1 protein-coding gene (running past one end of the window) is annotated in these 19,508 nt (G+C 65.7%); it reads right to left on the bottom strand.

All coding sequences use genetic code 11. The features are described 5' to 3' along the window. Nucleotides 1-19,508, bottom strand: partial view of a hypothetical protein gene (locus FVE66_RS12315; protein WP_151447704.1) — the 5' portion only. Its footprint begins 15,796 nt before the window's first position; the window shows 19,508 of its 35,304 coding nt (coding positions 1-19,508); its start codon is at nt 19,506-19,508; its stop codon lies off the left edge, out of view.

Genomic DNA, 19,508 nt, shown 5'->3' with positions numbered 1-19,508 from the left:
TCCGACTTCAGCGTTGCGGTATCGCGGAAAGACGACTGGCGCGAGTTGGCCGCGCGGGCATTGGCCGGGTACATCTTGACCGTCTCGGCATGCTTGATGTCGCCCAGCCACATGCTGTTGCCGACCGCGGTGCGGCCCATGAACAGTCCGGCAAAGCCGTCCGCCAGCGCCGCCAGGTCGCGCCCGGACAGGTACATCGCGGGCTGCGCCAGTTGCAGGCCGCTGCCCTCTTCCAGGTCGAGGCCGGTATTGGTTTCCGCGGCGCTGCCGAGGTAGTAACTCCAGACGTTGCTGTGCGCCTGCAGCGTCAGGTCGCCGCTGCCGACCAGCTGGCTGGTGCCGCTGCTGAAGTTCATGTCGTCGGCGGTCAGCGTGATGTCGGCGCCGGCCTTGAGCGTCGTCAGCGTGCCGCTCACCAGGCTCAGCAGCGAGTTGGTGCCGACCAGGTCGATGTTGAGGTCGCCCTGTGCAACCTGCACCGCAACCCCGCTGCGAGTCGAGCTGATGATCTGTTTCCACGCCGCCGGCGCGCTGTCGTCCCACGCCTGGGACGCTTCCCACTGGTCCGAAGCGGGGCTGCCATCGATCACATAGCCTGGGTTTTCCGGGCTGCTCAGGCTGCGCTCTTCGCGCAACACCAGGCTGTTGTCCTCGACCATCACGACATTGCCGCTGCCGTGGGTGCCGGTGGTCACCGTCAGTTCGGCGATCCGTGTCAGCAGCGGCCTGGCCAGCGAGCCGACGCCGTTCTTCACTTCGATCAGCACATAGGCGTTGTCGCCGATGATTTTCTTGCTGCCGGTATTGAGCAGGCCGCCATCGGCGGACTGGATCCGCATCCAGCCCGCGCCATCGCCGCCCTGCACTGCCGAGGCCGACGAATACAGGTTGGCATTCAGTTCGATGTTGGCGTTGTTGCCGTAGGTGCGCAGGTCGACATGGCCGTTCGACAATGCCGTCACGTCATAGGCGATGTTGAGCGTCTTGACCGACTCCATCACCACGCTGGCTGCTTCGAGCGCACTCTGCTGGTAGATATTGGCGCCGAGGCCGCGGAACGCGGTGCTGCCCATGTAGCTGGTCGCGACATCATTGACCAGGTTGCCTGCCGTAAAGCGGATATTGCCGCCCAGCGATGCAATATGTGCGGCGTCGTAGTTGGCGCCCTTGCCCTTGAGCGTCAGCCTTTCGATGCCGGAATCATTGTAAGTGACGACCTCGCGGCCATTGGTCACCCGCTGGTGATCCAGGCTGATGGCGTCGCCCGAGCGCGTCTGCTCGAGGATGATTTCGTCGAAGCCGCCGCTGGTATCGCTGATGCTGATGGTGCCGGTTGCCAGTGAGGACGCTGCGCGTCCCATCGTGATGCGATAGTCGTCGGAGCCGCCGGCATCGCGCACGTCGACTTTCCAGTCAGGGAAATCGCTGGCCAGGAAGGTGTCGTTGGCCTGGCCCAGGGTAATGCTGACGACCTTGCCACCCGACAGGCGCACTTCGTCGCCCTGCTGGTTGACCACGCCCACGCCGCGCTTGGCCAGCGAGGCGGTGGCCGCGGTGGTCATCGGCGACAAGTCGATATGGGTTTCACCATCGCGGTCGGTCAGGCTGTCGCTGCCGAAATTGTCTTCGAACACATAGGTGTCGGTGTTGGCACCGCCGCGCAGGTTGTCGACGCCGAGGCCGCCCCACAGCGTATCGTCGCCGGCGCCACCATCGAGCCGGTCCTGGCCGGCGCCGCCCTTCAGGACGTCGCGCCCGGCGCCGCCGGTCAGGCGGTCATCGCCATCGCCGCCTTCCAGCCGGATGCCCTGCGTCACACTGGCAGCGACCGAGAGCTGATCCTTTCCGGCATCGCCCTTCAGCACGCCGCCGCCGGTGCCGCCGATCAGCTTGTCGTCGCCAGCGCCGCCGCTGATGTCGAGTTCAGCCCCGGCCAGGCGCGAGGCGTCAAAGGTGTCGTTGCCGGCCCCCATGTTGGCCACCACCTTGCGCACGCCCGTGTAGGTCTGGTACCAGTTGTCGAATTCGATATTGACCGTGCCGCCCGAGCCAGACAGGATGAAGGTCTCGTTGCCGTCGCTGACATCGAAGTACTTGCGCAATGCGGCGCGGTCGCCGGCGTTGACATACAGCGTGTCGCCGACCTGCTGCGCCAGGTACGGCTGCACCTTGGGCGCGTCGTATTCCAGGTTGAACAGGTTGATCCGGAAAATGTCCTGGTCGAACAGCGTGACCGTGGTGAACAGCAACTCCAGGTCGACGTACACGGAGGCCACGAAATCGGCACCCATCTCGAAGTTGAAGAGGTTGGCGAAGCCGCCCCCTTCATATTCATACATGGTGGCGATCTCAGAGCCGCGGATCTTGCCGTCGGAAATCCATTCCACGCTCTGCACATAGCCGGCCGCATCCTTGAACAGCTTGGAACGGGCGATGTCCTGCAGGTCGAAGTCGGCAAAGAATTCGATGGCGGCATTGACCCCGCCTTCGATCAGGCCGAGGTTCAGCGCTGCGGTCAGGCCAACGCTGGCATCGACCGCGAATTCCGGCTTTTCCTGGCCGCCGGTGCCCGGCACGATCTTGCCGTTGGCGAATTTTGGCAGGGTCCAGTCGGACACATAGAAACCGTCCATCGCGTCGAGCGGATTGGAGGTCTGTATCGCCTTGCGGATGCCGAAGGTGTCGTAGCCGAACGCGAGATCGGCAAAGGCGCTGACTGCCGCCGTCGCATAGAAACGGAAGCTGAACGGCGTCGGCGGCAGCGGAATCGCGCCTAGCAGGAATTTCTGCGAGTAGCCGGCGCCCAGCAGCGGCAGTTCATAGGTAAACAACGTGGCATCGCCGCCGGTCAGGATCTTCTTCCAGTTGCCGATGTCCTTGACGTATTCAAGGAACTTGAAGCCACTGCGGCTGGCGTCGTTGCCGCCGCCGGTTGAAGACGCCATGACCGCGTTCATCTTGTCGATCAGGCCGGGCGCGAATTGCGCTACCGCGCCGTCGATCACCGCCATCGGGTCGACCGCCAGCGCCTGCACGTTGTCAGTGCCGAATCCGGAGATCGTGCCCAGCAGGATCTCGCCGGTGTCGGCCCAGCTGCGCACCTGGTCCGGCAGGTTCAGGATGAACCTTGCCGCATTGAAGAAGGCGACCGGGATCTGCGGCTTGCCCTGAGCTTTCAGGAAGCCGTTCAACAGGCCGAGCGGCGTCGGCTCGATGCCTATCATGCTGACGAATTCCAGGCCCGGGATCGGGTTGGTCATCATCTCGATGAAGGGACGCATCGGCTCCAGCACGCCTTCGATCTGCTCGGTGATCGGCAGCAGTACATCCTTCACCAGCGAGCCGACATCCACCCGCAGGTTCTCGATGCTGACTTTGGGCGCGCCGAGCTTCTGGCCGAGACGCCAGTCCCAGTCGATGTCCAGCTCGCCCTTCAGTTTCGGCATACCCTGGACGTCCGGCATGTCGAGCACGGTCAGCAGGTGGATGTCCGAATTGGCGGTGAATGCCACGCCGAAGCTCTTCGACAGCGGCGCCGAGATGATCTGGTTGGCGCTCAGGCGGCCGCGGCTGTCGCCGAACATGTCGATGCCCAGCACGGCATCGATGCCGCTGGCATCGAATTGCGGGGTGCTGGTGTCGTTGTCCTGGTCGGTGACCGTGGCGCGGAAGAACAGCAGCTTGCCGGTCGCGCTGAATGGCGTCACCGTGTCCGGGTCGTCCGGCGAACCGTCGAGGTAGGCTTGCGCCGTCACCCGCAGTTCCGGCTTGGTGGCGTCGCTGTTGGTGGTCAGGTAGAAGCCGTCGGAAGTGCTGATGCCGAAGCCGAAGTCGAAGGCCCAGTCGATCTCCAGCGAGAAGCCGCCGTCGATGTCGAGTTCGAAGCCCGGCAGGTCGAGGTCGAGCGGAATGTCCACGCCCGTATTGAGCAGCTTCTGGCCGAGCTTGAGGTTGAACTGGATCGCATCTGCCGCCGGCGGCAGGTCGCCGCCCAGCACCCAGTCGGCGAGCTTGACGCCGTTCTTGTTGTACCAGGCCGCCTGCACGTCGTCGATCGTGATCTGGCCGTCGCCCGAAATGTCGAGCAGCAGGCCAGCGTTGTCCGGTCCCAGCAAGCTGTACAAGGTCGAACGCGTGATGCCGACCGCGCCGCCCTCCGCGCTCAATTTCTTGCGCAGGTCATCCAGTATGCCGACCCGCACGTCGCGTACGAAGTTTCCGGCCGCGCCCAGCTTGTCGCCTATGAAGGGAATGCTGGTGGTCAGGTTGTCGCCCAGCACATCCTGCACCGTGCCGAGCGCGGAATCGATGCCGTCGATGATGCGCGACGGGTCATTGAGCATGCCCAGCAGCGAGAATTCGCTGAGGAATTCGTCGACCTTGTCCTGTACGTTCGGCACCGACACATTGAACACCTGGCCGATGCTGGCACCGCTGCTGATGGCGTCCATCACGCCGCCGATGCCGGCGGCGGTGGAAGTCAGCGCGAAGCTGCCCAGGTTGAAATCGATGCCGGAGACTTCCAGCCGCAGCGGCAGGTCGATGCCGATCGCGCCTTCCACCACATAGCCGACGTTGCTGGAAAGGCTCTCGGTGTCAAAGTAATAGCGGCCATCGTCGGCGACATTGCCGCCGGCCTGGTCGATCTTGACCGTGAAGGTAGCGTAATCGTTGGTGCTGGCACGGCCGTCGCGGTCGATTGCGGCCCAGCCGTTGGCGACGCCGAGCTTGACCGCTCCGGCATCGAAGCCGAGTTCGAGGTCTTCCCCGGCCACCCGCAGGCCGATGGTGGCGCGGGTTCCGCGCGCCTGCTCCGGACTGACCGCGACCGCACGGGAAATCGATACTTCGGAGAAGGTCCTGACGGTCGACGGATCGGTGGCCAGGACCTGGTCGCCGGCAAACAGCTGGACCTGGATCCCGAGGTCCTGGCTGAGCCGGTCGGCCAGGGCCACGATGGCAGCCTGGCGGCGGCCATTCAACTGGTCGGCGCCGAATTCCAGGTCGCGGTTGGTCGCTTCGATATCGAGGTCGATCGCGCTGTTGACCGTGGCGCGGATCCGTTCCACGCCGGCGCCGGCGGCGACCACGCGCGAACGGAACTCGCCGAGGATGCTGTTATAGCTGCTGTCGCTGACCGTGCTGCGGTTGGCTGCGAACAGGACCGCGCCGAATGCCGGCACTGCCAGCGACTGGATGCGGGTCGGGTTGTAGTCGTACAGGAAAACCTGCGGGCTGAGGCCGCTGAAGCGGATGCCGGCATCGATCTGCAGGTTGGCCAGCGCTGACAGCGTGATGTTGCCGGCGGCGCCCGGGCTGACCGTGTCGACCAGTTGGTCGAGGAAATCCATGCCCTGGAAGGCGCCGGTTCCGGCCAGCGCCTTGAGCTGGGCCAGGTCGAGGCTGAAACCGAAGCGTTCGGTCAATGCCTTGCCGAGATTCAGGTGCAGGTCCAGCGTGTCGCCGTTGACGCTGAGCGAGAATTGCTGGTCGGCAGCGGCCAGGCTGTTGTTGTCGTCTATGCCAAGCGCGTCCTCGATCAGTCCCTCCACTTGCTGGATCGAGCCGGCCGGATCGTCGGCGGCGGCATCGACCTGGGCCAGGAAGCCGTCGACGAAGGGGAATATCTCTGCCAGCGAGCGATTGATGATCGGCAGCTCGAACGAGTAGAACGGCTGGCTGGAAATCGAATCGCGCAGGAATTCCAGGCCGGTGCGGGCGGCGCCGACGATGTCCTGCAAGCTCAGGTTCTTGAAGTCGAAGGCGCGGCCGAGGTCGGGCAGCACGATCACGATGTCATTCGGCGTCACCGAACCGGACAGCACCAGCGCTTCGATATCGACGCCGTACATCGGGTTCTGGTTGATGACCCGCACCTGGCCCGGATTGAACGGATTCAGGGCGTGGATCGACAACTCCATGCTCGGGGCCAGCGGAATATCCGCGCCCAGCCCGGCGTCCACGCGCAGGCCGCGCAGCGTTGCGCTGGCTTCGCCTTCGAGCGAGAAGCGCAGCGCGCTGCCGCCGATTTCGGACAAGGTGAAGCGGCGGTCGAGCGGATCGCCGGAAGCCGGATCGCGGTCCAGGCTGATCGTTGCGGTGGCGCCCACATGCACGCCCGAGCCGGTACCCGCGCCGCCTGCGGTGGCGCCCAGGAAGCCGATTTGCACCGCGACTTCGAGGTCCCGTGCGTCCAGGCTCAGGCCGGCCTGCAGTTCGACGTTCTCGACGCCGACCGTGAACTGGTTCTGGCGCAGCGTATAGGCATTGGCCGCGCTGCTGGCGCCGGCGGCACGGTCGAGCACCAGGGTGTGCGCATCCTGCATGCCGGTGACCGTGTATTTCTGGCCGCCGACTTCCAGCCCGTAGCCGACCATGGTCGAATCGAAAATGAAGCTCTGGTCAGAGAACAGCCGGGTGCCGCTGGTGAGAGCGCCACTGTTGCCGAGCAGGGTGCGGCCATCGAGGTCTGCGAAGAAACCCAGGCTGCCCTGGACGAAGGCAGTGATGCTGCCGCGCGCCGAAGTCGACAGCGTCAAGCCCTCGACGCCGAAGTCGAGCGCCAGCGGCATGTCGACTGGCGTGAAATCCTGACGGAACGCCAGCGGCACGCCGAAGCTGCGCTGGATCGGATCGAAGGTGATCGACATGCCGGCCGGCAGCACGCCGGAGGCATTGACCGCAAGCACGAACTCTTGCAGCGTGGTGATCTGTTGCAGCGGCTTGTGAACGACGGCGCGCAGGCCGGTCATGCCGGCAGTCGGCGCCCCGGAAAGTTCGAGCGTGCTGCCGTCGATGACGCGCTTGATGTCGTACACGCCGCGCAGTATTTCGCGGCCATCGACTTGCGCATACAGCGACACCGACATGCCCGCATGCAAGGCCTGGTTGAAGCCGCCGAAGCTGGAACGCAACACCGTGGCCGGCTTGGTGGTGGTGACGCCGCCCGAAGTCGAGTTGACATTGATGGTCAGCACGCTGGCCGCATTCACCGTCAGCAATTCGATGCGCGGCTTGTAAAAATCGATCTTGTCGTAGACCTGTTGCTTGAAGCCGTCCGCGAACTGGAACACCTGGTCGAGCGTGCTCTCGGCGAACGGAACTGCCGACGTCAGCGCCTCGTTCTGGCGGATGGCATCGAGCGATTCGAGGAAATCCGGGAACATCAGGATCATGTCGACGACGCTCATGTTGCTGAAATCCAGCAACTTGTCGAAATTTTGCGTCGTGATCGCCAGTCCGGTGCCGGACAGCGGATTGCCCGACATCAGGATGCGCGGCGTATTGCCGGCCGACAGGTCCAGGCCGGCCAGCTCCGCATACACCGGCAGCACCACCGTCACGCTGTCCTGCGTGGTGGTGTAGCCCAGGCTGCCATTGGTGTAGGCCACACGGCCAGCCAGGTTGACTGCCAGGCTGCCGGTCTGCCGCGCACGGTCGCCCAGGCTGACTTCCAGCGGACCGAACGAGGCCGATACGTCGATATCGTCGACACCGGCCTTCAGGTCGAAATCCATCTGATCCAGCTTGAAGCTGGCTGCGCCGGTAGCCCAGTCGATGGCTACGCGGAATCCGAGATTCATGGTGGCCGTCAGGTCGACCTTGATGTCGCCATCCAGCGTCAGGCCGAACTGCTCCGCATCGGCGCCAAAATTGACGGCCAACTGGTGCTGTGCAGTCAGCTTGTTGTTGAACACCAGCTCCAGGCCGGAGCTGCCGAATGCCAGCGTCAGCGCATCGGCGCCGACGCCAGGCAAGGTCGGCAGCCAGTTGGCTTCGAGGTAGGCCAGCAGGCCGCGCAGCGTCGGGTGCCCGGTGAAACCATACACTGGCAGCGGCAGGCTGCTGCCTTGCGCCGGCGACAGGTACTGGCTGGTGTAGTCACCGATGCCCAACACCTTGTCGATCGCCAGCAACTCGGAGATCGAGCGGTCCAGCACCGGCAGGGTCCGCGCCAGCAGGTTGTCGTTGGTTTGCGTGCCCTCGTCATCGAACACCGGCGTGATCGATTGCTTGAGGTCGGACAGTGTGTCGCTGACGCTGCCGAAAGCATCGCCCAGCGCACCGTCAAGGATGGCGTCGAGTTCGCCAAGGTTGAAGCGCGGTGCCACCATGCCCTGCGTGAAATCGAGATCCAGCACCTGGCCGTCGACCGTGACCTGGCGGTGGATGGCATGGCCCAGCGTATTGGCTTCGGCGAACACCACGCCAGCCATCGACAGGTTGATCGGCGTATTGACCGTGACGTTGCCACTGCCCTTGAGCGCATAGCCGGTGCTGCCGTCCGCCTTCTTCATGGCGACCATGGCCACCCGGCCGTCGGTCAGCGCGGCGCCGGCGACACCCTCCATGCCGATGAAGGCAGAGACATCGGCCGCCGCGACCAGCACTTGTTCCTGGCCGTCGACGATGGATTTTTCAATGCTGAAATCGCCCGACAGCGTGCTCAGGCCGGCGATGTCAAGTTCGACATCGGTGCCAGCCAGGCGCAGCTTGCCGCTGCTGTCGAAAATGGCCGCCATGGTGCCGGTCAGTCCCAGTCCGCCCAGGCCGGACAGCTTGACTTCGCCACTGATCGATCCGCTGCGGGAAAGGTCCGCGCCAAGCCGGAACTGCCCGGCCGCATTGGCGATGCTGAAATCAGTACCGCCCAGCTCGAAACCGAGCGTGACATTTTGGGCGTTGATTTCCCACACCGGGATCAGGCCGCTCTGGTCCAGCACCAGTTCAAATTCGCCGTCCAGCAAGGCGCCACCGATATCCAGCTTGCCGATGACCGGCATCGCCAGCCGCGGTAGCGCCAGGTCGAACACCGCCATGCTGATGCCGTCGAGATCGATCGACAGCGGTTCCAGGCTCCAGTCGATAACCGGCGCGGCGATATCCACATCCAGCGCGCCGATGGACGGCAGGGCCCGGTTCAGTTCCAGCTTGGCCAGTTCCAGCGACGGCAGCTGGTAGCCCGCGATCATGATGCCACCGATTTCCGCGGTGCTGGTGACCCAGCGCCGCTGGGCGCCGCCCACTTCAGTGCTGATCACAACCGCAAAATCGACGCCGCTGATGGCCACGCCGAGGTTGGCGCCGCCGGCGGTCAGGGCCGCCATCGCATCGGCGCCGCCCAGCACGAGTTGGCTCACCAGCACGCTGCTGCCATCGCTCAACGTGAGCGTCGAGGTGCCGGCATTTTCAATGAACAGTTCGCCTTCGGCGCTCAGGATGTCTGCCACGTTGGCGGCGATATGGCCGCGCACCCGGGCTTCGCCTGCATCCAGGTCGAGGTTGTAGAGCCCGGTCGCCGTGACCACGCTCTCGCTGACATCGCTGCCCCAGTCGTTGACGGCAATTTCAAGACGTTCGGCCTGCAGCGTCAGTGCGCTGCCGGCGCTGAACGCGACATCGCCTTCGGCCTGCAAGGCACGGCGGGTGGTGACCACGCCGCCGGTTTCTTCATGGCGCAGCAGCAGCGCGCCGCGGCCATCGCCCAGGCTGGCAGCCAGCCCGCCTATGCTCAGGCTGCCGCTGGTGTTTTCCAGGCCGATCCGGATGTCGGTAATGGTGGTGGTGCCGGCAGTCCGTTGCTCCGACCGGATCGCCAGGCTACCGGACAGCGTGCCGACACCATCGACCACCAGTTCGCCATCGGTGATGACGACTTCCCGGACCAAAACGCCATCGGCGAAACTGACTTGCTGCGCCGGCGTCGTCAGGCCGGTCGGCACGGCGATGTCGACTGCGCGCCCGAGGGTGTTGACCTGGATGCTGGCGTCCGCTTGCAGGCTGACTGCCGAACCAAAGCCCTGCAGCGCGCCGGTGCCCGATGCGACCAGCGCATAAGCGGCGATGCCGTCAGCGCCGCGCGACAGCACCAGTCCGACTTTGGCATCGGTGATGGCGACGCCGGCGCTGGCCGAGCCGACCTCGGCGCTGACATCGGCAGCGCCGATCAGCAGCCATGAAGGCGGCTGCTCGACCGCGCGCGAAAGTCCGGCAACCACGGTCGGCAAGCTACCGCCGGCAAACGTTGCCAGCGGCACGATACAGAACATGCCCGGCGACCCGGCGACCGCCTCCACCCGCACGTTGCCGGCGCCGACGCCGGGCAGGGATTCGATTGCCTGCAGCAGGGCCGCACTGGCCTGTGCTGCACTCAGCCCGGTCATTTCGATGTTCCGGTCCCAGGCGCTGGCGCCACTGAAGCGCAGCCTGACGGTATCCGCCAGCCCGCCGCCGGCCAGGCGCAAGTCGAGCGTCTGTACCGGTGCGATTTTCAGGGCCGCGACGTTGGTGGCGGCAAGGCTGCCGCGGAACGCCACATCCCAGCCGCCGCCGGCGGCAGCCGCAAGCGCGGTGACCGCGACATTGCCACTGCCGATGCCCGCCAGCGATTCGAGCGCGGCCTGCACTTGCGCGGCGCTGGCGCCGGCCGCCAGGACTGCGGTCGTGCCGGATCCGAAGCTGATCGCGAACACGCCGCCGGAAGCGGGTTGCAGGCGCTGTACCTCGGAGCTGGTGGCGCCGGTCTGCGCCAGGCTCAGCGCCGCATCGGGTGCGCGCTGCACGGTGGTGATCTCGCCCACCATCACGCCAATTGCGCTGCCGCTCGCGCTACCGCCAAATGTCACGCGCCATTGCGGGTTGCTGCTGCCAGCCAGTTCTACCGCGGCATCGCCACCGACGGCAGCGAAGCTGCCCGCGCCGGATGTCGCCTGGCGCAAGGCGTCGCGCATTTCATCGGCCGTGGCGTTGAACGCAATTTCCCCGGTGCGATAGCTCTCGCCCAGATAGTCGAAGGCGAGCTCAAAGCCGCCACTCAGGTGGTCGTCGTAAAGATTGACCAGTTGTACCGCGCCGGTGGCAGGCGTGCCGTCCGAGACGGTCTGCACGCTGAACTTCACTTCGTTCGACGCGCTCAGCGCGCCCGACATGTCGGCCTTGTAGCCGGTGGCAGTCATCGCTGCGACATTGCCGGCCCTGGCTGCTGCATGCAGGAAAGTGACGCGATAGCCCTGTGCCGCAAGGGTCGAGGACTGGTCGAAGCTGACTTGAACATTGCCGGCGCCGACGCCGGCCAGGCTTTGCAGCGCTTCGCGGATCAGCGTGGCCTGGAAACCGGGGTCGGTGACATAACGGATGGTGCCGGTGGTGGCGCCGCCGACTGTCAGCGTGAAGCGATTACGGCTGAGCGAAATGCCGGCATCCGGTTGCAGCAGCAGGTACTGGACTTCCTCGGCCGCAGCGCTGGCCTGCGATTCCAGCGTGATGTCGCCCCAGTCGAGCTTGTCGGCCGGGTCGGCCGGCGGCGTCATGCGCAAGCCATTGGCGGTGGCGGCAGTGCCATCCGACAGCACCACGGCACGGCCGGAAAGCGAGCCTGTGAATTCGATCCGGAACCCGTCCTGCCGGCTGCCGGTAACGCTGACATTGCCGGCACCGATGCCGGTCAGGCCCTGCAGACCAGCGCCGAGATTGGCGGCGAAGGCCGCATCGCTCATCAATGCGCCAGATTCATCCAGCGAGCTGACGCTGACCTGGGCCGCGCCGTAGCTGAACTGGTAGATGCCTTCGCGGAAACGGCTGCCCTCCTGCGATGCTGCCTGCAGCAGGATCGCGGTATTGGTCTTGATCCCGCCTTCGGCCCGGGTAATGACGTCGCCGCTGGCGCCCGCGGTCGCGCGCTGCACGATGATCGCAGGCAGCACTTCCGGCGCCGCGTGGCTGCTTACCGAGAACTGGCCGGACAAGGAACTGAAACCGGCGACATCGACTTCGATCGCGCCAGCGAGTTCCAGCCCGCCAGCCGCATCGAAACGAGTAACCAGGGTGCCACTCAGCGCGAGGCCGCTGACCCCGGTCAGCGAACCGGTGCCGCTGATGAAGCCGCTGCGGGTGCCGTCGGCGGCAATATGCAGGCTGCCTGCGCCATTGCTGAGGGCGACGGTGGCGCCATTCGCCTGCAGCGAGATGCCGACATCGCTGGCATCCACGCGCCAGCTGCGCGCGCCAGTTTCGTCCTGCTCCAGTGCGAGCTTGAAATTGCCTTCCAGCGTGGCGCCGCCCAGCGTCAGCGCGCCATCCACCGGAATCTCGAAACGTCCGCCCAGCGCATCCAGCACCACGCTGCTGGCTTCATCCAGCATGATGGTGCGGGCGTCCTGGCTCCAGTCGATCACCGCTGCACCAGCGGTATCCAGCGCGCTGGTCGCGGTGTCGATCGCGCTGTTGATGTCCAGCGCCAGGCTGCGCAGGTCGGACAGCGTGTAGCCGGCAAGCGTCGCTTCCTCGATGCTGGCCTTGCTGGTGACCCAGCGCCGCCCTGCTCCGCCTTGTTCGTTGCTGATCACCAATGCCAGGTCAACACCCGACAGGCTGGCACCCAGTCCGCTGCCGCCGCTTCCACCGATACTGATTGCAGCGTCGATGCCAGCGCCGCCCAGGATCAGCTGCTCGACCTGCACCGTGCTGGCGTCGCTCAGCGTCACTTCGCCGCTGACGCTTTCCAGGAACAGTTCGCCCTCGACATGCAGCACGCCTGCAATATCGGCCACCACATCGCCGCGCAGCCGGCTTTCATCTGCCAGCAAATTGACCTGATAGCTGCCGGTCGCGGTTTCCACCGATTGGCTGACCGCACTGCCCATCCGGTTCCAGGCGATCTGCATCGCATTGGCTTGCAGCGACAGGCCCGATACGCCGGTCAGGGCGACATCGCCTTCGGCCTGCACAGCATGGCTGGTGCTCACGCCCGCTGCGCCCACTTCGCTGCGCAGCAGGACTGCGCCGCGGCCGTTGGTCAGCGTGGCGCCGACCCCACCCAGCGTCAGCGCTGCATTCATCTGGTCGATGCCGATCACGATATCGGTCACCGATGTGTCGGCCGTGGTGGTCACCGTCGACTGGATCTTCAGCGAGCCGCTCAGCGTGCCGAGGCCTGCCACCGCAATCGAACCCGAGGATATCGTCAGTTCGCGGACCTGCGTGCCATCGGCAAAATCAAGCGATACCGGCGCGCTGCTCAGGCCGGTGTTCACCGACAGGCTGAGCGCTTCGCCAAATGTGTTGATGCGTACGCTGGCGTCGGCCTGCAGGCTGACGCCGCCACCGAATCCCTGCATCTCTGCGCTGCCGGACGCGATCAGCGCATAGGAGGTTTCACCGGCCGCATTGCGTGCCAGCACCAGCCCCAGGGAGCCATCTTCGAGGGAAACACCGGCGCTGCCGCTGCCGACGAAACCGGTGACGCCGGATGCGCCCAGCAGGATGCGCTCGCTCTGGGTAACCACCGTGCGGGTGCTGCGCACCTCGATGTCGTCCATCACGGCGCCTGCCAGCGCGCCCTTGAAGCTGACGTTGAAGCGGTTGCTGCTGCCGGCAATCGGGTTGACTTCGACAGAACTTGCATCGACATCAGGCAGGGACGCGATCAGGGCCGCCAGGCCGGCGCTCAGCTGGGCGGGAGTCTTGCCCGCCACCGTCAGTTCTGTACTCCAACCAGTCGCGCCGGCAAAGCGCACGGCGACCGTGTCGGGCGCGGCGCCGTCAGGCATGTCGAGCGCGACGGTCTGCACCGGGCTGACGGTCAGCAGCGGCACATCGCGCCCGGCCAGGGCGCCGCGGTACTGGAGATTGAAGGAACCTGCGCCATTGCCATTACTCACCTGCACATTGCCGGCGCCGATCTCGGGCAGGCTCTCCAGCGCCAGTTGCAGTTGTGCCGCCGTCAGCTCGCCGGACAGCAGTCCGGTCAGCGTGGTCGAATCGCCTGCCGACAGGCGGAACAATCCGCTGCCCTGCAAAGTGAGTTGCTGCGTTTCGCTGCTGTGCGATCCCGTCTGCACGCTGCCGAGCGCGGCTTCCGGAGCAGCCAGCGCGCTGGTGATGCGGCCTTCCATCACATCCAGGTCGATGCCCGTTGCTGCGCCGCCAAAGCTGACTTGCCAGACATGGCTGCCATCGGCGCCGGACAACAATTCAACTGCTGCCTCCACGCCTGTGCTGCCCAGCGTGGCCCCGGCAACGCCGACGCCATCGGTGGCCGCCAGCAGCGCCGCCTGCACTGCTGCTGCGCTGGCATTCAGGGCAATGTCGGCGCTGGTGTAGGTGGTGCCGCCAAAATCCAGGCTGAGCGTGAACGTGCCCGCTATGTTTTCGTCGTACAAATTGATGGTCTGCACCGCGCCAAATCCGGCGCTGCCATCCTGCAGCGTCCCGGTTGCAAGCGTCAGGCCAGCCGATCCGGTGGCAGCCACCAGCGTCGACAAGTCCTGACCGCCAAGGCCGCGCTGGAAATCGATCCGGTAACGCGCATCCTGCAAGGTGGACGATGAGTCGTAGTGAACTGCAACAGCGCCCGTTCCCAGCACGCTTTCGAGCGCGGTCTGGATGTGCAGGGCCTGGTCTTGCACGCCGTATCCGGGCGTGCCATCACGCAGCGGATTCAGGGACAGCTTGATTGCCGTGTTGTTGGACGCGCCTGTCAGCGTCGGCAGGTCGAATCCGGCCAGCTCGCCCTTGAAATCGATCAGGTAGTCGATCGAGTTGTTGGCGGTGTAGCCTCGGGTATAGGTAACTTTTACATTATCGGCGCCGACGATCGCCGCCAGCTGGGCCTGGATCTGCGCCGCGTGATAGGTGGGGTCGGCCGAGTAACGGATTTTCCCTGTCGTCGTGTCGCCCAGCTTGAGCCAGAACTGACCGGAGGCGGACGGCGGCGCTGTCAGGGTCAGCACTTGCCGTTCGTTGACCGCCGAACTGCTGGACAGCACCGGAATGGCAGCGGTGACGTGGCTGCCGAGGGCCAGGGTGAACGACTGGCCGGCGGCGCCATTGCTGGCCAGCGACAGCACCTGCGCTTCATCGCCCGGCAGTTGCACCGCCGAGGTCTCTTCGATTACGCCCCAGTCGGCCTTGTCCGCCGGATCGTCCGGCTGGATCATCCACAGGCCCTGCCCGCCCTGGCTGGCCGCCAGGCCGAGCGGGCGGCCAGCCAGCGCCGCGATGAATTCAATCCGGAAGCCGTCGGCCCGGGTGCCGGTGACCAGCACATTGCCGGCCCCGATTCCGGTCAGGCTTTCCAACGCGCCGCGAATCGCGGCGGCGAACGCTGCGTCAGACAGCGGACGGACGCCGGACGCCAGGCCATCGAGCGAGTTGGCGGTGACGGTCTGGCCGTCCAGCTGGAAACTGTAGACGCCTTCGCGCGCATAGCGCCCACTGGCATCGCTGGTACGCAAGTTCAATACGGTATTGACCGCGGTGCCGCCCTGGACCTGCTCGACACTGGCGCCGCCCGACCCGCTCTGGGCAAGGCTGATGCCGGTAACCGGCGTTGCCAGTTGCACCGGCTGGCGCACCACCGAAAACTGTCCGGACAGCGATCCGAAGCCATCCACGCCAACCGCCAGGTCGCCTGCGAGTTCCAAGCCGCCCAGGCTGTCGAACCGGGTTGCCAGGGTGCCGGCGAAGCTCATGCCGTCGATGCCGGTAATCGAGCCGGTGCCGCTCAGCTGGCCGGAGCGCGCGCCATCGGCCCCGAAGAACAAGGAACCGGTGACATTATTGATGGCAACGGTGGCGCTGCCGGCAGCGAAGCCGACCGATGCGTCATCAACTTCCAGCTCCCAGCTTCGGCTACCGTCCTGGTTCTGTATCAGCACCAGTTGGAAATCGCCCGCCAGCGTGGCCTCGCCGATCGAGATCGCGCCATTGACGGGGACCACAAATCGGGGGCCCGCAAGGTCGAACACCACCGCCTTGGCATCGCTCAGGCTGACACCTTTTGCGGCGGCGGACCAGTCGACCACCGCGGCATTGGCAGCATCCACCAGTGCGCCCGCTGCGTCGAGCGCGCGGTTGATCCGGATGCCGGCCTGCTGCAGGTCGCCCAACTGGTAACCGGCAATGGACGCGCCACCGATTACCGCTTCGCTGGATATCCAACGCCGGCCGCTGCCGCCGATTTCCGAATTCAGCACGACGGCGATGTCGAGATCGGTCAGCGACGCCGACAGCCCGCTGCCACCGGCGGTCAGCGCAGCAGAAATGCCGGCGCCGCCAATGACCAGCTGGTTGACCGACACCACGCTGGCATCGCTCAGCGTGAGTTGCTGGCCCTGGATCGATTCAATGAAAATTTCGCCTTCGACCGCCAGCACACCGGCGATTTCCGCGCGTGCCTGGCCGCGTACCCGGGCCTCGTCACGCAGCAGATCGAGACCGTACCAGCCATTACCGGTGGCGATCGATTCCCGGACCGCCACGCCCATCTTGTTCCAGGCCACCTGCACCTGGCTCGCCTCAAGCGTGACCCCGCTGATTCCCTGCAGGCTTGCATTCCCCTCGGCCTGCACCGCGTAATGGACGCCGCTGGCATCGTTGCGCAACAGCACTGCACCCTGCCCGCTGCTCAAGCCGACCGTGGCGCCGCCCATGGCCAGCGTGGCGCTCACGCCTGCCAGGCCGATCCGCAACTCGTTGACCGCCTGCCCGGCCACCGTGGACTGCACGCTCTGGATTGCCAGCGAGCCGCTCAGGGTGCCGAGGCCGGCGACGGTGACGGTGCCGCTGGCCACGTGGATCGCCTGGACCGCGGTGTCGGTGCTGAAACTGAGGGCCAGGCTGCTGCCGCCTGCCAGTGCAATGCTTTGCTGGACTGCGCTCCCCAGACGGTTGACCTCGACCACCGCGCTGGACGCCAGGCTGACCTTGCCGTCGAAACCGGTGATCGCCACCTGCCCCGCCGCCTGCAGCGCATAGCCGCCGAGTCCGATCGCATTGCGACCCAGCACCAGTGCCATGCTGGCGCCGGACAGCGACACGGCATTCGATGCATCGCCAAACCGGCCCTGGACGTCCGCTGCGCCAATCACGATGCGCGGACCGCCCGAGTGTTCGACCCGGGCGACGGAAACCTGGCCGGACAGCGAACCGAAGCCACCCATGCTGATGGCCGCTGAACCGGTCAGTGCGAACTCGCCATTGGCGCCGAAGCTGGCCTGGGCCGTGCCGCTCACGCTCAGCGCGTCGATGCCGCCGAGCGCAAGCTCGCCGGCAATGACGCCGCTGCGGCTGCGGTCGGCATTCAGGCGGATGGTGCCCGAGCCCTTGCTCAACTGCACGAATGCCGGGCCGGCAGAAAGGATGAGCTGTACGTCCTGGGCACTGATGTTCCAGCCCAGGGCGCCATTTTGCTGAGCGAGCGTGAGCTGCAATGCGCCCTTCAGGCTTGCCTGCCCGACCCGCAGCGCGCCGTTGGCGGCGATATCGATGGTCTCGACCAACTGGTCCAGCGCCAGCGTGGCGCCGTTGCCGAGCGTGAACAGGCGCGACTGCATCCATGCGAGTGTGCTTCCGTCCGCAGCCGACACGGCGCGGTTCAGCGACAAGGTCGCCGTATCCAGCGTCTCAAACCCGTTGCCGGCGACCACCAGCGACCGGGCATCGGCCTTGGCGCTCACCCACGAGCGCGCGCCATTCACTTCCTTCGCATAAACCAGCGCAAAGCTGGCGCCCGAGATACCGGTGTCGAGTCCGCTGCCGCCGGCAGTGACCGTCGCCTTGACGCCGGCGCCCGACAGCGCGATCTCGCGCACGTCGGCGCTGCGGCCGTCGGACAGGTGACGGATCGCCCGTGTTCCCTCGACCGACATGTCGCCCGAGAAGGACAACACGCCATTGATGGCGGCTGCGAAGCGTCCTTCGACCCGGAATGCGTTGGCCGCCAGTTCCAGCGCGATCGCATCACCGGTAGTCGCCACGTTCGCCGACACCGCGCTACTGCCGCTGTTGAGCCTGATCGTCACGTTCTGCCCGCTCAGCGTCAGCGCCGAGTCGACCGCGATGCTGACGTCAACCCTGGCCTGCAAGGCATAGCCAAACTGCGCCAGGCCGCCGGCGACTGGTGTGCGCGCGCCAAGTATCAACGCCGCCTGGCCGGAACTGACGTTAAAGGCCAGTTCGCCAGCCTGCAGTTCCGCTGCCAGGTTGCGCACGCCGACCAGCAATTGCGATTCGCGCGCGGCATCCACCACGCCAGTCCGGTAATCAAAGGCGAAATCGCCGCGCAGTTGGCCCAGTCCGGCAACATCCAGCACGGCGCCGATGGCCTCGAAGCGGTTCACCTGCAGCGCGCTGGCGAAGCTCACCGAATACTGGTTGCTTGCCCCGAACGAGACGGCGATGGCACGGCCCAGCGTGTTGGCCTGGAACCCCAGCGTGCCGGAGAAACTGCTGCCTGCATGGCCCTGGAAAGCGCCGGCGCCGGCTGCCTGGATCGCATATCCGCCATGGCCGAGCGCCATTGCCAGCGAGCCGCCGGACATGGACATCGACGGACCGCTGGCCGGATCGCCGATGCGCGCCGACAGGTTGCTGGCCGACACCAGCAACATTCCCGAGGCGCTGTCAGCGCTGTCATTGGCGATTGCGAAATTGCCCGACAGGCCGGCAGCTGATCCGGCCGCCACCTGGCCGACGCCGGAAATCGACACCGAAACCTGGTTGCCGCTGACCACCACGCTGCCGCTGACTTGCGTCAACTGGCCCGACAGGTCGCCCGCCGACCAGGTCGCGCCGACGTCGCGCAGGCCGAAGCTCAGGGTCGGCGTGCCGCTCGCGTGGCTGACCGAAATGTCGAAGCCGCCAGCCAGATGCAGACCGGCCAGGTCGAGCGACGCATCCATCGATACGGTTCCCAGGCCGTCGGGCTGCGCCAGCAGCGTGTACAACTGGTCGAGCCGGGCGCTGGCGAAATCGGTATCGGGAACCTGCAGGTCGGCGATGCCGGGAAGCTGGGTCGCCACCAGTTGCAGCCGGTCGGCAAGGTAAACCGGCTTCAGGTAGATCCCCTGTCCGGTGTAGAGCCCCTTGTAATTTGCGAAGGTGCCGCTGCGCTGGCCCCAGGTAATGATGTCGAAGACCTGGCCGGCGCTCGGACGGAAGTCATTGTCCAGGCTGAGTTCAAGCGTGCCATCGAGCGTGGCCGACCCGGACACTGCCAGCTGGTCGTAGCCTTCCGGGGAATCGGTCGAGGCTGCGGCCGCCACCGATCCGCCAATTTCGATCTGCAGCACGCCACCAGCGGCCTGCACGTAGCCGGCGGCGGCAATATGGCCAGCCTCATGTCCGGGCGCAACGGTGCCTGCATTGACCAGCGAGCTTGCGAGCACACCGGCACCGAGCAGTTGCTCGCCGGCGTCGACCTCGAGGTTGGTGGCGTAGGTGGCGGAAATCGACTGCGAGGTGCCGGATGCTGAAATCAGCTGCAGGGTCTGCGCGGCGGTGGAGGGAACGAGGGAATCGCTGGACTGCGATGCTGTGAATGGTGCGGAGGGAGATGTTTCTGTTCCGGAGGGTCCGGACAAACCCTGATCGGGAGGCGTGCCGAGCAAGATGTCGCCGGAGAGCAAAGTTCGCTGTTCGAGCGTTTCCAGTTTGACGGACGTCGAGGATTTTTTCCTGGCTTGCAGTGCAGCGCGCGAATTTTGCGAATTCTTTTTCGAGGTAGTCAT

Source organism: Lacisediminimonas profundi (assembly GCF_008831265.1).
Taxonomy (GTDB): Bacteria; Pseudomonadota; Gammaproteobacteria; order Burkholderiales; family Burkholderiaceae_D; genus Lacisediminimonas; species Lacisediminimonas profundi.
This window is presented reverse-complemented; position numbering and strand designations above follow the sequence as displayed.